Source organism: Agrobacterium vitis (assembly GCF_013426735.1).
Taxonomy (GTDB): domain Bacteria; phylum Pseudomonadota; class Alphaproteobacteria; order Rhizobiales; family Rhizobiaceae; genus Allorhizobium; species Allorhizobium vitis_D.
Window position 1 is genome coordinate 3,544,942 of the sequence record NZ_AP023272.1, and the last position, 15,560, is coordinate 3,560,501.

General features: G+C 55.3%; 17 protein-coding genes. All 17 read right to left on the reverse strand.

Annotation, left to right across the window (positions count from 1 at the left end):
• Nucleotides 1–430 precede the first annotated feature (430 nt).
• The gene (locus H1Y61_RS16525; RefSeq protein WP_174110015.1) at nt 431–1,393 is read right to left on the reverse strand and encodes a flagellin N-terminal helical domain-containing protein; all 963 of its coding nucleotides are present in this window, start codon (nt 1,391–1,393) and stop codon (nt 431–433) included.
• 406 nt (nt 1,394–1,799) lie between these two features.
• On the reverse strand, nt 1,800–2,759 hold the full coding sequence (locus H1Y61_RS16530; protein WP_174110013.1) for a flagellin N-terminal helical domain-containing protein: 960 nt from the start codon (nt 2,757–2,759) through the stop codon (nt 1,800–1,802).
• A 414-nt stretch (nt 2,760–3,173) separates the two neighbouring features.
• Nucleotides 3,174–4,133 carry a flagellin N-terminal helical domain-containing protein gene (locus H1Y61_RS16535; protein WP_156597014.1) on the reverse strand — a complete coding sequence of 320 codons (960 nt, stop codon included), beginning with the start codon at nt 4,131–4,133 and terminating at the stop codon, nt 3,174–3,176.
• 389 nt (nt 4,134–4,522) lie between these two features.
• Nucleotides 4,523–5,482 carry a flagellin N-terminal helical domain-containing protein gene (locus H1Y61_RS16540; RefSeq protein WP_180573237.1) on the reverse strand — a complete coding sequence of 320 codons (960 nt, stop codon included), beginning with the start codon at nt 5,480–5,482 and terminating at the stop codon, nt 4,523–4,525.
• A gap of 286 nt (nt 5,483–5,768) precedes the next feature.
• The gene (locus H1Y61_RS16545) at nt 5,769–6,728 is read right to left on the reverse strand and encodes a flagellin N-terminal helical domain-containing protein (protein ID WP_174110009.1); all 960 of its coding nucleotides are present in this window, start codon (nt 6,726–6,728) and stop codon (nt 5,769–5,771) included.
• A 263-nt stretch (nt 6,729–6,991) separates the two neighbouring features.
• Nucleotides 6,992–7,729: a flagellar type III secretion system pore protein FliP gene (gene fliP, locus H1Y61_RS16550; protein WP_015914953.1), complete on the reverse strand. Its 738-nt coding sequence runs from the start codon at nt 7,727–7,729 to the stop codon at nt 6,992–6,994.
• On the reverse strand, nt 7,726–8,244 hold the full coding sequence (locus tag H1Y61_RS16555; RefSeq protein ID WP_071202757.1) for a flagellar basal body-associated FliL family protein: 519 nt from the start codon (nt 8,242–8,244) through the stop codon (nt 7,726–7,728). Before H1Y61_RS16555 ends, fliP begins: the two co-directional genes overlap by 4 nt.
• 166 nt (nt 8,245–8,410) lie before the next feature.
• The gene (flgH, locus tag H1Y61_RS16560; RefSeq protein ID WP_015914951.1) at nt 8,411–9,124 is read right to left on the reverse strand and encodes a flagellar basal body L-ring protein FlgH; all 714 of its coding nucleotides are present in this window, start codon (nt 9,122–9,124) and stop codon (nt 8,411–8,413) included.
• Nucleotides 9,121–9,690, reverse strand: a complete 570-nt coding sequence (locus H1Y61_RS16565; protein ID WP_174110007.1) for a MotE family protein — start codon at nt 9,688–9,690, stop codon at nt 9,121–9,123. The genes flgH and H1Y61_RS16565 overlap by 4 nt, the downstream gene beginning before the upstream one ends.
• Nucleotides 9,687–10,802 carry a flagellar basal body P-ring protein FlgI gene (locus H1Y61_RS16570; RefSeq protein WP_015914949.1) on the reverse strand — a complete coding sequence of 372 codons (1,116 nt, stop codon included), beginning with the start codon at nt 10,800–10,802 and terminating at the stop codon, nt 9,687–9,689. The genes H1Y61_RS16565 and H1Y61_RS16570 overlap by 4 nt, the downstream gene beginning before the upstream one ends.
• Nucleotides 10,799–11,278, reverse strand: a complete 480-nt coding sequence (gene flgA, locus H1Y61_RS16575) for a flagellar basal body P-ring formation chaperone FlgA (protein WP_015914948.1) — start codon at nt 11,276–11,278, stop codon at nt 10,799–10,801. Before flgA ends, H1Y61_RS16570 begins: the two co-directional genes overlap by 4 nt.
• Nucleotides 11,279–11,295: 17 nt before the next feature.
• Nucleotides 11,296–12,087, reverse strand: a complete 792-nt coding sequence (flgG, locus tag H1Y61_RS16580) for a flagellar basal-body rod protein FlgG (RefSeq protein WP_015914947.1) — start codon at nt 12,085–12,087, stop codon at nt 11,296–11,298.
• 18 nt (nt 12,088–12,105) lie between these two features.
• Nucleotides 12,106–12,480: a flagellar hook-basal body complex protein FliE gene (locus H1Y61_RS16585; protein ID WP_180573238.1), complete on the reverse strand. Its 375-nt coding sequence runs from the start codon at nt 12,478–12,480 to the stop codon at nt 12,106–12,108.
• Complete coding sequence (gene flgC, locus H1Y61_RS16590) at nt 12,477–12,914, reverse strand: flagellar basal body rod protein FlgC (protein WP_015914945.1); 438 nt, start codon at nt 12,912–12,914, stop codon at nt 12,477–12,479. The genes H1Y61_RS16585 and flgC overlap by 4 nt, the downstream gene beginning before the upstream one ends.
• A gap of 3 nt (nt 12,915–12,917) precedes the next feature.
• Nucleotides 12,918–13,310, reverse strand: a complete 393-nt coding sequence (gene flgB, locus H1Y61_RS16595; protein WP_015914944.1) for a flagellar basal body rod protein FlgB — start codon at nt 13,308–13,310, stop codon at nt 12,918–12,920.
• 289 nt (nt 13,311–13,599) lie between these two features.
• A complete protein-coding gene (locus tag H1Y61_RS16600; protein ID WP_409068158.1) occupies nt 13,600–14,172 on the reverse strand; it encodes a flagellar protein in 573 nt (190 codons plus the stop codon).
• Complete coding sequence (gene fliI, locus H1Y61_RS16605) at nt 14,153–15,496, reverse strand: flagellar protein export ATPase FliI (RefSeq protein WP_233741248.1); 1,344 nt, start codon at nt 15,494–15,496, stop codon at nt 14,153–14,155. Before fliI ends, H1Y61_RS16600 begins: the two co-directional genes overlap by 20 nt.
• Nucleotides 15,497–15,560: the final 64 nt, after the last annotated feature.

The window sequence follows — 15,560 nt, forward strand, 5'->3', positions numbered from 1 at the left end:
CCTATGGCGTTATCGACGCACAATACCTTCGGCCGGGTAAGGCCCAAAGCTTAAATCATCAACCTGATACCCGGGATCATTTCCAGGACCCTTTCAGGACATGCAGGATGTCACAGGCGGCCCGATTTCCCGCATGACGGCAAACACCAACACCTGTTTCATGATGTCGAAGCTAGGCGGCCAAACTTGCGCGAGGATTTTCTCAAGGAGATCAGGCATGCCGATTGGCACTCATCCTGCAAAATTTACTGAAATTGGGCAGGTTTAGGATGAAAATGCCTCGGCGGATTTTGCAGTCATATCGGCTGCATCCCCTGAAAATATGTTGGACCGCGCCAGGGCAGTTGCGCGGTCCAACGATTCCACCAGATGCCGATGACCGGCGGCACGGCAGAAAGGGAAAGTTGTAACTCCGGCCCGTTGTCGAAAACTACTTGAAGAGCGTCAGGATGTTTTCGGCATTGGTATTGGCAATCGACAGCGCCTGGATGCCAAGTTGCTGCTGCGTTTGCAGCGCCTTGATCTTGGTTGACTCCTCGTTCATATCCGCATCCACCAGACGTCCGACGCCCTTGTCGATCGTATCGCTGAGGTTTTTAACGAACGTATCCTGGGAATCGATACGACTGCTGATCGCACCCAAGGTCGAAGCAGAATCGGTCAGATCCTGAAGCATTTTATCGACGGCCGAAATCATGCCATCGAGATCGTCGTTGGACATGTCGGTTGTCAAAGTGATTTCGGTGCCGGTGGCAGGCGTGGTCGAATCTGCGTCCAGCAGGTAATAGGTGCCTGTCGTGGTGGTCGTACCGTAGGCCCAGGTCGCAGTCGTGGTACGTGTCAGGATGCCGTTTTCAGCATCCTGGGTATCGATCAGCGTCGATTCGGACGTGTTGAACTTCAATGTGGTAACCGACACCGTACCGTCGCTGGCGCGGTTGAAGGAGGCAACCATTTCCTTGGTGGTCGGAGGATTGGTCGATTCGTTATACAGCCAGTTTTCACCGGAGAATGAAGCGGATTCGGCAATGGAGGCGAGCTGGTTCTTCAGCTCGTTGATTTCCTGGTTGATCTTGTCCTTGTCCACGCCCGGTTCGCGCGCCGCGACCAGTTTGGACTTGATAGAGCTGAGCACGTCAATACTGGAATCCAGACCGGTATAAGCGGTATCTGCTTTGGAAGCAGCAAGCCCCAGAGCATCCTGAACCGTGGAAAGTGCCTTGTTATCGGAGCGCATCGTGGTCGCAATCGACCAATAGGCGGCATTGTCTTTGGCGCTATCGACTTTATAGCCGGACGAGATTCTGTTCTGCGTCGTCTCCATGTTCTGGTCGATGCCACGGAGGGTCTGCAAAGCCGCCATAGCGGAGGTATTGGTCATAATGCTGGTCATAGAGTGCCCCATGAAGGTGAAGGGACATGCCGGATTTATGGAAGACACCGGCAACGTTGGTCTGCTTCATGCACGTCGGCTACGCTCTTGCCCTGGTAGCCAACCCAACGTTGTTAACAGATTATTAACCCTGAATTAGTTAACAAATGGTTAACGAGATTATCAAAGTTTTAATAAGTCTAAACGAATTCCTAATTTTTTCAAGACCAAAGAAAAGCAGGCATAAAAAAAGCCGCAGCGGATGCTGCGGCTTTTATAAACATCATGGGTCCACCACATCGGGCAAAAGCCATTCTTGGCCTTCCAACAGTCGTCGCCTCTGGCGTTGTGAACCTTCCAAGCCATTGTTGCGGCTTGGAGTTTTTGATTTTGAGGAGAACGGCGTAAACGCCTTCGAACCTTCGTCTTATTTGAACAGCGACAAAATGCTTTCGGAATTGGAGTTGGCAATCGACAGGGACTGAATGCCCAGCTGCTGCTGCGTCTGCAACGCCTTCAGCTTGGTCGATTCCTCGTTCATGTCCGCATCTACCAGACGGCCCACACCTGTGTCGATCGTGTCGCTCAGGTCCTTGATGAAGCTATCCTGCAACTTCAGACGCGAGGTCGTCGCACCGATGGTGGAGGCAGCATCGGTCATGTTGGACAGCATCTTGTCGACCGAGGCGACCATGCCGTCAATCTCATCGTCCGTGGTGGACGAGGTCAGCGTCACTTCGCTGCTGGTCGCATCCCCTGCAACCGAGGAAATCAGGTAATAGGAAGCGGTTGTCGTCGTTGTACCATAGGCGTAAGTCGCAACGGTATCCTTGGTCAGCAGACCACCAGCAGCCGCCTCGTCATTGATCAGGATCGAATTGGTCGTATCAAAGGAGATCGTCTTGATCGACACGTTGCCGTCGGAACCACGAACGAAAGAGCCGACCATTTCCTGGGTCGTACCAGTGGTATCGCTGTTGTCATACAGCCAGTTCTCGCCATTGAACGACGCGGACTTGGCAACAGAACCCAGTTGGTTCTTCAGCTCGGTCAATTCCTTGTTGATCTTTTCCTTGTCCACGCCCGGTTCGCGCGCGGCAACCAGCTTGGCCTTGATGTCGGTAACCACATCGATCGCCGATTCCATGCCGGTGTAGGCCGTATCCGTCTTGGCTGCACCAAGGCCGATGGCGTCCTCAACGGCACCGAGCGCTTTGTTGTCCGAGCGCATCGTCGTGGCAATCGACCAATAGGCCGCATTATCGGATGCATTCTCAACCTTGTAGCCGGACGAAACCCTGTTCTGTGTCGAATTCATATCGTCGGAAATCGACCGCAGGGTCGAAAGTGCTGAAATTGCAGCGGTATTTGTCATCAAGCTCGTCATAAAAGTGCCCCTTGAGGTGATTGTTTTGGAAAGGGACAGACCGGATTAAGACCGGTAACATTGGTCGGCTTCATGCCCGCCGGATCTCTATCTGCTCGTCCGGCCCAGTGCTTTCGTGAACACAGAAAACACCACCATGGTTAACGAAACATAAATTTGAAAAAATATTAACCATACAAAGAGAATGCATGCAGGTTTGCGCCTTCCATTCCCATCATAAGGAAATTTAATTTTTCTTATTTATCAACCATTTGAAATACCGTTTGGATTATTCCCACGATGAATGAAACTTCGCCACGCCCTGAACCAGCATAATCGATAAGACGTCCGCTCAGGCGCTTTTTGCTAACAAGATAAAAAAATAGCCGGGCTTTCGCCCGGCTATGCATTTGGTGATTCTCGATGCCCTTAGGCTTAACGGAACAGCGACAGCACGTTTTCGGAGCTGGAGTTGGCGATCGACAGAGACTGGATACCCAGCTGTTGCTGCGTCTGCAACGCCTTCAGCTTGGTCGATTCCTCGTTCATGTCCGCATCTACCAGACGGCCCACACCCGTGTCGATCGTATCGCTCAGGTCCTTGATGAAGCTATCCTGCAACTTCAGACGTGATGTGGTCGCACCGATGGTGGCAGCCGCATCCGTCATGCTGGACAACATCTTGTCGACCGAGGCAACCATGCCGTCAATCTCGTCGTCGCTGGTCGTTGAGGTGAGCGTCACTTCGCTGCTGGTCGCATCCCCTGCAACCGAGGAAATCAGGTAATAGGAAGCGGTTGTCGTCGTTGTACCATAGGCGTAAGTCGCAACGGTATCCTTGGTCAGCAGACCACCAGCAGCCGCCTCGTCATTGATCAGCATCGAGTTGGTCGTATCAAAGGAGATCGTCTTGATCGACACGTTGCCGTCGGAACCACGAACGAAAGAGCCGACCATTTCCTGGGTCGTACCAGTGGTATCGCTGTTGTCATACAGCCAGTTCTCGCCATTGAACGACGCGGACTTGGCAACAGAACCCAGCTGGTTCTTCAGCTCGGTCAATTCCTTGTTGATCTTGTCCTTGTCCACGCCCGGTTCGCGCGCGGCAACCAGCTTGGCCTTGATATCGGAGACGACACTGATCGCCGATTCCAAGCCGGTATAGGCCGTGTCTGTCTTGGCTGCACCAAGGCCGATAGCGTCCTCAACAGCGCCGAGCGCCTTGTTGTCCGAGCGCATCGTCGTGGCAATCGACCAATAGGCCGCATTGTCCGACGCGCTCTCGACCTTGTAACCGGACGAAATCCGGCTCTGGGTGGTCTCCATATCGGAGCTGATCGACCGCAGCGTGGAAAGTGCTGAAATCGCAGCATTGTTCGTCATAATACTCGTCATAGGCGTTGCCCCTTATGGAACTGGAAACGGAAGGGACATCCCGGGCTCCTTCCCGGCGAACGACGGCTCCGCTTCATGCCATTAATCCTTTTTAAACAAAAGATTAATCCGTCGTTTTGATGTTTTTATTTAAACCCAGTTAGGTTAATTCTTGCTAAATCAGGAGAGAAAATTATTCAAAAAATTTTATGAAATGGTGATTCGTTGATCGATAACGAGCAACTTGAGTTTTATTCAAAAGGATAACCAAAACCGAAGCCGTCATGTGCTCATATGATCGGAAACGGGAGCAGTCCAGAATTGTAGAACGGCACATTCCAGATACGAAAAACAAAATAGCCGGGCTCATCACCCGGCTATAGATGTTTCGATGCTGTGGAACTTGAATGCTAGCGGAACAGCGACATAACGTTTTCGGAGCTGGAGTTGGCGATCGACAGAGACTGGATACCCAGCTGCTGCTGTGTCTGCAACGCCTTCAGCTTGGTCGATTCCTCGTTCATGTCCGCATCCACCAGACGGCCCACACCTGTGTCGATCGTATCGCTCAGGTCCTTGATGAAGCTATCCTGCAACTTCAGACGCGAGGTCGTCGCACCGATGGTGGAGGCAGCATCGGTCATGCTGGTCAGCATCTTGTCGACCGAGGCGACCATGCCGTCAATCTCATCGTCCGTGGTGGACGAGGTCAGCGTCACTTCGCTGCTGGTCGCATCCCCTGCAACCGAGGAAATCAGGTAATAGGAAGCGGTTGTCGTCGTTGTACCATAGGCGTAAGTCGCAACGGTATCCTTGGTCAGCAGACCACCAGCAGCCGCCTCGTCATTGATCAGGATCGAGCTGGTCGTATCAAAGGAGATAGTCTTGATCGACACGTTGCCGTCGGAACCACGAACGAAAGAGCCGACCATTTCCTGGGTCGTACCAGTGGTATCGCTGTTGTCATACAGCCAGTTCTCGCCATTGAACGACGCGGACTTGGCAACAGAACCCAGCTGGTTCTTCAGTTCAGCGAGTTCCTTGTTGATCTTTTCCTTGTCCACACCCGGTTCGCGCGCGGCAACCAGCTTGGCCTTGATATCGGAGACGACACTGATCGCCGATTCCATGCCGGTATAGGCCGTATCCGTCTTGGCAGCACCAAGGCCGATGGCATCCTGCACGGCGGCAAGAGCCTTGTTGTCGGAGCGCATCGTCGTGGCAATCGACCAATAGGCCGCATTGTCCGACGCGCTCTCGACCTTGTAACCAGACGAAATCCGGCTCTGGGTGGTCTCCATATCGGAGCTGATCGACCGCAGCGTGGAAAGTGCTGAAATCGCAGCAGTGTTCGTCATAATACTCGTCATAGGCCTTGCCCCTTGAATGACACATAGGAAGGGACATTCCGGGCTATTCCCCGGTGAAATTCGGCTCGCGTCATGCGATTAACATTCAATTAACAGGTTAACCTGCCGATTTCGATAGCCCGTTTTAACTCAGACACAGTTAAAAATCTCCTAATGGAGAATTATGTGATTAATTTTTATAAAAATATCCATATTTTACTTGGTTAATACATTGTTAAATTAATGAAAAATTAAAAAGGCCGGACAGAATGCCCGGCCTCTTCGTTTCGTATGCCTATGTCGGCTATTAACGGAACAACGACAAAACATTCTCTGTGCTGGAATTGGCGATTGACAGCGCCTGGATGCCCAGCTGCTGCTGCGTCTGCAACGCCTTCAGCTTGGTCGATTCCTCATTCATGTCCGCATCCACGAGCTTGCCGATGCCGACATCGATCGTATCGCTGAGGTCTTTCGCAAAGCTGGACTGAGATTCGATCCGGCTCTTGGTCGCACCGATGGTGGCAGCCGCATCCGTCATGCTGGACAACATCTTGTCGACCGAGGCAACCATGCCGTCAATCTCGTCGTCGCTGGTCGTTGAGGTGAGCGTCACTTCGCTGCTGGTCGCATCCCCTGCAACCGAGGAAATCAGGTAATAGGAAGCGGTTGTCGTCGTTGTACCATAGGCGTAAGTCGCAACGGTATCCTTGGTCAGCAGACCACCAGCAGCCGCCTCGTCATTGATCAGCATCGAGTTGGTCGTATCAAAGGAGATCGTCTTGATCGACACGTTGCCATCGGAACCACGAACGAAAGAGCCCACCATTTCCTGGGTCGTACCAGTGGTATCGCTGTTGTCATACAGCCAGTTCTCGCCATTGAACGACGCGGACTTGGCAACAGAACCCAGCTGGTTCTTCAGCTCGGTCAGTTCCTTGTTGATCTTGTCCTTGTCCACGCCTGGTTCACGGGCGGCAACCAGCTTGGCCTTGATGTCGGAGACGACATCGATAGCGGCTTCCATGCCGGTATAGGCCGTATCCGTCTTGGCAGCGCCGACGCCGAGTGCGTCCTGCACGGCAGACATCGCCTTGTTATCGGAGCGCATGGTCGTGGCAATCGACCAATAGGCCGCATTATCGGATGCGTCCTTGACCTTGTAGCCTGAAGAAATGGCGCTCTGCGTGGTTTCCATCTGCGAGCTGATCGAGCGCAGCGTGGAAAGTGCCGAAATGGCCGAATTGTTGGTCATGATGCTTGTCATCAGATCTGTCCCTGTGGTTACACAATACAAAAGAGGGACATGCCGGACTATATACCGGCAGAAGCGATCGACATCATGTCAATTAACTAGAGTTTGTTTAACTCGCCTCTAATCAGCACATAACCACGCACGGCTTTAAGGTTAGCTCAACAGGAGTGGTAAAAGAACCATTAACAACGCCAAAAACGCCCAGGATTGGGCGCAATGGGCAAACACGCTGTTCTATGGTTTATAAACCCTCTATTTTTAGGGGCGATGTGGCTTCAGGAAAAAGAGCGCACCAAACTGCCGACCAGAAGGTTCCAGCCATCGATGAGCACGAAGAACAGGATCTTGAACGGCAGGGAAATCGACGTCGGCGGCAACATCATCATGCCCATGGCCATGGTGATGGTCGAGACGATCATGTCGATGACCAGAAAAGGCAGGATGATCAGGAAGCCGATTTCAAAACCGCGCCGGATCTCTGACAGCATGAAAGCCGGAATCAATACCCGGTAATCGACCTTGCCTTCAACGACCGTCGTCTGCCCGCGCTCATTGGCCAGATCGATGAACAGCCGGAGGTCTTTCTCGCGGGTATTGTTGGACATGAAGCCCCGGAAAGGCTCGGCAATCCTTGGCACGGCCTCGGCCTCGGTGATCTGGTTGTCCAGAAGCGGGCGCACACCGTCACGCCAGGCCTGATCCATGACCGGTGTCATGACATAAAAGGTCATGAACAGGGCAAGACTGGTCAGGATCATGTTGGACGGCGTGCTGGATAGACCCATGCCGGAGCGCAGAATGGAAAACGCGATCACGAAGCGCGGAAAGCTCGTCACCATGATCAGGATGCCGGGAGCAACCGAAAGAACTGTCAGCAGACCGAATGTGCGGATAATCCAGGCCGCGACGGATCCGTCGACCGGCGCTGTCAGGAAGTTTGACGGAAGCTGCTGAGCCTGGGCCAGTTCCGGGGCCGCTATCATCGCGGCGATCAAGATAAGGGTTCGAATCATTCGATGACAAACGTCCTAAACAAAAGCTTCGATACCCGTCCTTCAGACCGCACGTCAACTCGCTCGCGCAGATCATCCTTCAAATAATCGAAACCGCGTGGGCCTTCGATCTGTTGCAGGGATACCGTGCGCATATAGGCCATCAAATCCTGATGGATATCCTCGGCCAGTTTTGCATCGACCGGACCGTTAAAGACCAGAGCCACTTCCAGCCGGACCCAGCTTTCAGAGGGATAGGCAAGGTTGGTGGTGACGGGATCAAGCTGGACGATACCATTGGCCTCTGCTGGCAATTTCGGCAAGCCGGTCTCTTCTTTTTCGCCTTCTTTTTTTTTGCCCCCAGCCTCTTCAGCCGCCTTTTGTTCTTCCTTCGCCACCTTGACCTTGGGCGCAATCATAGTTCCGACCAGCCAGCCGGCACCCGCCCCGACAACGGTCAGTCCCGCAAGTGCAGCAATGAGCAGAATGGGGGAAGCCTTTTTTGAAGGGCCTTCCAGCGCCGGTGCATCTGCCATGGTGGTCTCCATCCTGCAGCATCGCCCTTCGATCGCCTTGGATATGAAGGGGCATGCAAAAAACAAATCGGCATATTTCGCCGGCCAATCGTAATCAGCCGGAACGCATCATACCAACGGCCACAGAAACAGGCCGTTGGTACAGGGCAACATCTTTGTCACATCGTCAGAATGGGGAGAACATGTCGACGACCTGCTGGCCAACCGGCGGCTGCTGCACCTCCGTCAAACGTCCCTTGCCGCCGTAAGAAATGCGGGCCTCTGCGATCTTCTCATAGGAAATGGTGTTCTTGGCATCGACATCCTGCGGGCGCACGATACCCGCGACATTCAGAATGCGGACTTCATGGTTGACGCGCACTTCCTGCGAACCGCTGATTAGCAGATTGCCGTTTTCAAGAATGCTGGTCACCACAGCCGCCACCATCAAGGTCAGCGTTTCAGACCGATCGACCGATCCCTTGCCATCGGAACTCGAATTCGAATCGGTGCTCATGTCGCCGGACGAATCTGGCGGTGTGATGCCGAACAGGTTGATCACCGTCGACCATGTCAACGATGTCGAGTTCTTGCGGCTGCGTGATGTGTCGTTCTTGAACTTCGCCTTGTCGGCAATCGAGATATTGACCGTCAGCAGATCCCCGACATTGATGGCGCGCGAATCCTTGAAAAGCGCCGCCTGGCTGTCATTCCAGAGGGAGTAGCCGTTGCTGACAGCCTTGGTCTGCTTCGGATAGCTGGCAAGCTGCGGCGCCTGATTGTAACGCAAGCCGCTGCCCACCGGGCTCATGGCCGGAGCATTGCCGACTTCTTCCAATGTCTTGTTCCCACAGCCGGTGAGGATAACGGCCATGAGAACCACAGCGCTACGCTTTATCATGTGGGTTCCTTCGAGGTATTGGGATCAGCGGCATTGGACATGATGCCGGCGACGAGCGCGGCTTTTTCGGGGTCCATCTCGCTGAGAATCAAACTGGATTGCTTGGCCGGAAGCCTCATGATGATCGCTGCGGCCAAGAGAGGATTGACCTTCTCCAGCTGCGGGGCAGCGGCATCGGGCTTCATATTCTTGTAGACATCGGTCAAGCCGGCTTCCGCCTTTTGCAGAAAGTCGTTTCGCCGCGCCAGCCAATCCTGATATTCGCTCTTTCGCGCTTCAAGCACGGCAATGCGGTCATTGACATCCGATTGCAGTTTTTCCAGATCCTGCTTTTGCAGCAGATACCGCTGGTCGCGGGCCGGATCGGCAATGTTGGTGCAAAAGCGCTGGATGTCATCGGCGCTGGTCGTGCCGGTGGAGCCGCTATTGGCGGCACGCGCCGGGGCCGCCTGCTGGGCGCTGCCCGGCAGGGCCGAAACAGCAAGAACAGCGCAGGCCAGGGCCAGAGCGCCAAGACCAGAATATCTTGAAGCGGCATAGTTTGCGAGGGAGGCTGTTGATCTCATTGCAGGACAAGCTCCGCTTGAAGTGCCCCTGCCGACTTGATGCCTTGCAGGATGGCGATGATACCGTCCGGCTTCACGCCGATATTATTCAGGCCAGCCACCAGCGTGCGCAGGTCGGGTCCATCGACGATGGCAACCTTGTCACCGGTTTTCTGCGCGGAAATATCCGTCTGCGGCTGCGTCGCCGTCGTGCCGCTGGAAAAGGGCTGCGGTTGAATGACCTGAGGGGTCTCATTGACCTGCACCGTTAGCGTGCCGTAGCTGACAGCAACCTTGGAGACACGCACGTCAGCGCCGATGACGATGGTTCCTGTGCGCTCGTTGATCACCACCTTGGCCGGTGTGTCGGTCTCCACGACAAGGTTTTCGATATCGGCCATCAATTGGGCCAGATCCGCCGTGCGCGGTTTCTGGATCACCACTTCCTGGCTGTCGCGTGCCTCGGCAATCGGAGCGCCGTAGGTGGCGGTGGCATAATTGTTGATACGCCGGGCCATGCCGAGCGACGTCGAAAAATCCGGATTGCGCAATTGCAGCACGAGATTGACCGAATCCTTGAATTTGGACGGAAGTTCGCGCTCGATGATCGCGCCGTTCGGGACACGGCCGGAGGTGGTGACGCCTTCGGTCACCGTGGCTGCCTGACCCTGAGCGGTAAAGCCGGAAACAACCACCGACCCTTGGGCAACCGCGTAGATCTGCCCATCGGCGCCAGAAAGCGAGGTCATGATCAGCGTACCGCCGCGCAGCGACGTGGCATCCCCCAATGAACTGACCGTGGCATCGATACGACTGCCAGGACTGCCGAAGGGCGGAAGGGTGGCGGTAACCATGACGGCAGCGACATTCTTGGCCGAGGACTGACCGCCTTGGGTGGAAATCCCCAGATTTTGGAGCATGGCGCGCATGGACTGGTCGGTGAAAGGCGAGGAACGAAGACTGTCGCCGGTGCTTTGCAGACCGACGACGAGACCGTAACCGATCAACTGGTTATCACGGCCGGCCTGGAGGGAGGCAACATCCTTGATGCGCGAGCCCTGCGCCAAGGCAGGACCGGCAGCCGCCAGAAGGAAGCCGGTGAAAATCGAGAAAAGCAGAACCCGGATACTCATTTTGCCATCACCTGCACAGTGCCATCGCCCATGACCGTTCCGCTGACGATCTGGCCGGAATCGAGATTACGGACGCGGATGACGTCGCCGATATTGGCATCGTCCATCGGGCTGCCCGACGCAGAAATGGTAAGGTTGCCGATATTGAAGATCAGCCGCAGCTGCGATCCGCGAATCACCGCATAGGGGCGTTTCAGCGTCGCCAACGGAATAGTGCGACCGGGCAGCAGTGTCTTGGTCGAGAGCATGCCGACCACATCCGCCATGTCAGAGGCAAAGCCGCCGGCAAGATTGGGATTGGTCACCTGAACCCGATCCAGTTTGTTGGACGAAATCGCTTCGCCTGGATAGATGGTGTCCGTCGGAACGATCGCATAACGATCCCGCGCCGCTGACGGGGCGGCGGCGAAAGCCACCAAGACCATGACGGCCACCCCGGTCAACCTGAACATTCTCTTCATATGGCGAAACATCATGTTTGCCCCTTTGATGTTTACTTTAGGTTTTTACTGACGATCTGTGCCATTTCGTCGGCGGTGGTGATGACCTTGGAATTCATCTCGTAGGCGCGCTGGGCCGAAATCAGGCTGGTGATTTCCGTGACCGAGTCGACGTTCGAGGACTCCAGATAGCCCTGCTTCAGATAGCCATAGCCCGCGTCGCCGGGCACGCCGTTAATCGGATTACCGGAGGAAGCCGTTTCCTGGAACAGATTGTCGCCGATAGCCTTCAAACCAGCCGGATTGACGAAAGCCGATGTTTCCAGCTGACCAAGCGTTGTATAAGTGGAGGAATCGCCTTGCAAAACCGAGACCTCACCGGATTCGCTGATCTTCACTTCGGTCGCATCCGTTGGGATGGTGATATTTGGAATGATCTTATAGCCTTCGGTCGTCACAAGGTTGCCGTCGGAATCCTTGTTGAGAGCGCCGGCGCGGGTGTAGAACGTGGTAGCACCGTCAGGGCTCTGCACCTGGAGGTAACCGCGTCCAACAATGGCAACGTCCAGTTCGTTCGAGGTCTCCGACAATTCGCCCTGCTCGTTCATCGTCCGAACGGCTGCCGTCTGCACACCGAGACCGATATTAGCACCTTCCGGCACCGTCGATTGGTTGGCGCGGTTTGCGACGCCCACAGCCTTTTCAGTTTGATAAAGAAGGTCTGAAAACTCAGCGCGCGACTTCTTGAAACCGGTCGTATTGATATTGGCGATATTGTTGGAAATGACCTCGAGGTTGGTCTGCTGGGCATTCATGCCGGTGGAGGCAATTGCGAGAGCTCTCATGTGCTGCTATCCCTGAGGTTAAATCTGCATTTTTGTGATGTCGAGGAAGGCCGAAACCAGCTTGTCGCGCAGCGCAATCGCCGTTTGCAGCGATTTCTGCGCAGACATCACGGAATCGACCACTTCGCGGGTGCTGACCTTGCCGAGCATGCCGTCGATGGAGTTGCTTTCAGCAGTCTTCAAGTTCTGCATCGCATCGTTCATCACGCCGCCGACGACATCGCTGAAGCTCATGCCTGTTGCGGTACCCGGTGTCGCATTCTGCACCGTGACGCCCGTCTGCGTGCTAAAAAGCGAATGGGCGCCGCCGAGCGAGGCCGTGCTTGTTGCGTCGGTGTCCTCAGTCATGCCCGATGGAACGAGAGAGCCAACTTTGCTAATAGAATCGATCATTGTGAGCTCTTCAGCAGGTCGAGGGTCGAGGTAATCAGGTCACGTGTCTGCTTGACGGACTGAAGATTGGCTTCATAGGTGCGGTTGGCTTCGCGCATGTCGGCCATTTCGATCAGCACGTTCACATTGGGCATTTTCACGTAGCCCTTGGCATCGGCAGCCGGATTGCTGGGATCGTATTCTTCCGTGAAATTCGACTTGTCGAAGCCAAGCTTCTTGACCTTGACGATTTCCGTGCCTGTGGCGCGGTCCATTTCGGACCCGAAGGTGATCGTCTTGCGACGGTAGGGATTGGCGCCGGGCGTGTCGCCGGTGCTCTGGGCGTTGGCAATATTTTCCGAAACGATCCTGAGCCGGGTGGACTGTACATCCAGTCCGCTGCCGGCAATTTTCAGGGCCGAGGTGAGAGGATCTGTCGCGGTGACGGAATCCATGGTTTACCCCTTTACAGTCATCAGCATCATGCGATTAAAACTACTGACGAGGTTAGTGTTGAGCGAGTGCTGCCGCTGGATCTCGCCCATCTTGGTCATCTCATCGGCCAGCGCGACCGAATTTCCCGAGACCTGAACGCCGATTTCACCATTCAAAGGCGCCTCGCGGATATCGACATCCAGATCGGTGTTCAGATCGCTCGAGGCCATATGCTTCGAATTGGTCCGCGCCATACCAAACTGACGCACGTCCAGGATGGCATTGAAGGGTGTGATGTCCTTCGCCATGAATTTCGGTGTATTGGCATTGGCTATGTTGCCGGCGATCACTTCCTGGCGCAGGGAAAGCCACTCGGCCTGCCGTGATGCCACATCAAAAAGCTTTATCGGTTCCATAGAGTTTTCTCCAATTTACACCCTGGAGATTAGGCCGGTAATCTTGCGTGGGACTGACCGCAAAACCGGCCTTTTCTACAATCGTTAACTTTTCCTAAGATCCAATTTAAGATTTTGAAACAATTGTATATTTATCGAGGATTGATCGCCGGGCGAGCACAATTTCAACCCTGGCCGCCAATGCAAAAAGCCGCCCCTAGGCGGCTTTGAAAAACACACTGGATGTGGGATGAAAGCGACGGTCGGCCAAGGCTTATGCCGGCTTCCGGCCCGCACGCGCAGGGCCGGGCTACTGGTTTTCGTAGATCGCGCCGGTGCTGGTGATAATCACCCATTTTCCATTGCGTTGTTCCAGTGTCGCCACCCGGCTATTGTCGGGAAGGACGGAGCCGATTTTGACCATGAACATGCCAGAGGCATCCTCGATCATGGCGCGACCGTTGGAGACATGCAGCAGCCGGAAACCGCCACCGGGAAAGGGCTGTTCGATCTTCACCGGCTCACCATCGGGATCTTTCCGCCCGATATCGGAGGCCGTCGCCGTGGTCAGCGGGTCGAGATTATCAGGAATTTTCTGTTCACGGTCTTCACGCGACACCAGCGCCATGGGAGACACGCTGAACACATTGCGTGCATCGACCTGCGGCAAGTCGCGGGTCCGGTCCATCGGCTCGACATGAATGCCGAATTTATCGGGATTGAAAAACACATACCACGGAAACATCGCCGCGCTGCACGCCAGCACGACGCCAACCGCCGCCAACATCCTATCCATCGGTGATGCGCCCGACCGGCGGGGCGCGCGAGGCCGAACCACCTCGTCGGCATCGCTGTCTAGTGGATCATGCTCTTGATCTTGCATTGCTGTTTCCAGAATTATTGGCCGCCTTCAGGGCATGGGCGAGGTCGGCATAAGCATCGACGACAGCCCTGTCGGACGGGGTTTGCTTCAGCACTTCGTAAAGGATCGGAACCTGCTTGATCGCCATATCGAGATCGGGATCGCTGCCGGCGCGATAACCACCGATCAACCGCAAGTCGCGCGTTTCCTCGAAACGGTGGATCAGCGTCTTCAGGCGTGACACGAGCTTTTCCTGATCAGGTGTCCAGGCCTTGCGCGCCAAACGCGAAATCGAGGCCAGTGGATTGATCGGCGGATAGCGTCCTTCTTCAGCCAGGCTGCGGTCCAGCACGATGTGGCCATCGAGAATGCCGCGAGTACAGTCGGCAATCGGGTCATTGTGATTGTCACCATCGACGAGGATCGAAATGATCGCCGTGATCGTGCCTGTTCCCTCTTCGCCGGGACCGGCACGTTCCAGAAGCTTGGGTAGCTCGGTAAACACTGAGGCGGGAAATCCACGGGCAATCGGCGGTTCGCCGGCTGCCGTCGCCACTTCGCGGATCGCATGGGCGAAACGGGTAATACTGTCGGCGATAAACAGGACATTGTCGCCCTGGTCGCGAAAATGCTCGGCAACGGTAATCGCTGTCAAAGGCGCCATCTTGCGCAGCATCGGGCTTTCGTCGCTGGTCGCCACGATCGCCACGGTCTTGGCCATGTTGTCGCCCAGCGTATCCTCGATGAATTCGCGTACTTCGCGGCCACGTTCGCCGACCAGCGCAATCACCACTTTGTCAAAGGCGTCGGCCTTGGCAAGCATGGAGAGCAAGGTCGATTTGCCCACGCCTGAGCCGGCGAAAATCCCGAGCCGCTGGCCAAGGCAAAGCGGCGAGAAAATATCGACCGCCTTCACGCCGGTGCGAAAACCGGTCTCTACCCGCTTGCGCCCCATGGAAGAGGGTGCGGTATTGGCAATAGAGCGGCGCACCAGACCGGGCATCACCGGCCCCAGCCCGTCGATCGGATCACCCAGTGCATTGAGCGTGCGGCCACACCAGCTATCCTGGGCGGCGACCCGGAAGGCGCCCTTGCGGATCACCGTGTCGCCAATGGCAATCGGCTCGCCTGGCTCGATGGGGCAAACATAGGCGAGATCGGGCTCGACCCGCACCACTTCGCCCAGGTGAATGCCGGTTGGACTGCGATGGGCAACAAAATCGCCCAGATGCAAATGGCGCGACAGGCCCGTCACCGTGTAATGGCCAGCGGCAATGGTGCGGACATGCCCGCCATGGGCAACGGAATAGTCCGATGTGGCATAGCGTTTGGCAATGGCTGCCATGGCGTCCAGCTGGGTATTCCTGTCGATCCGGGGGGTGAATTCAACGGTCATGGGAAGACGATCC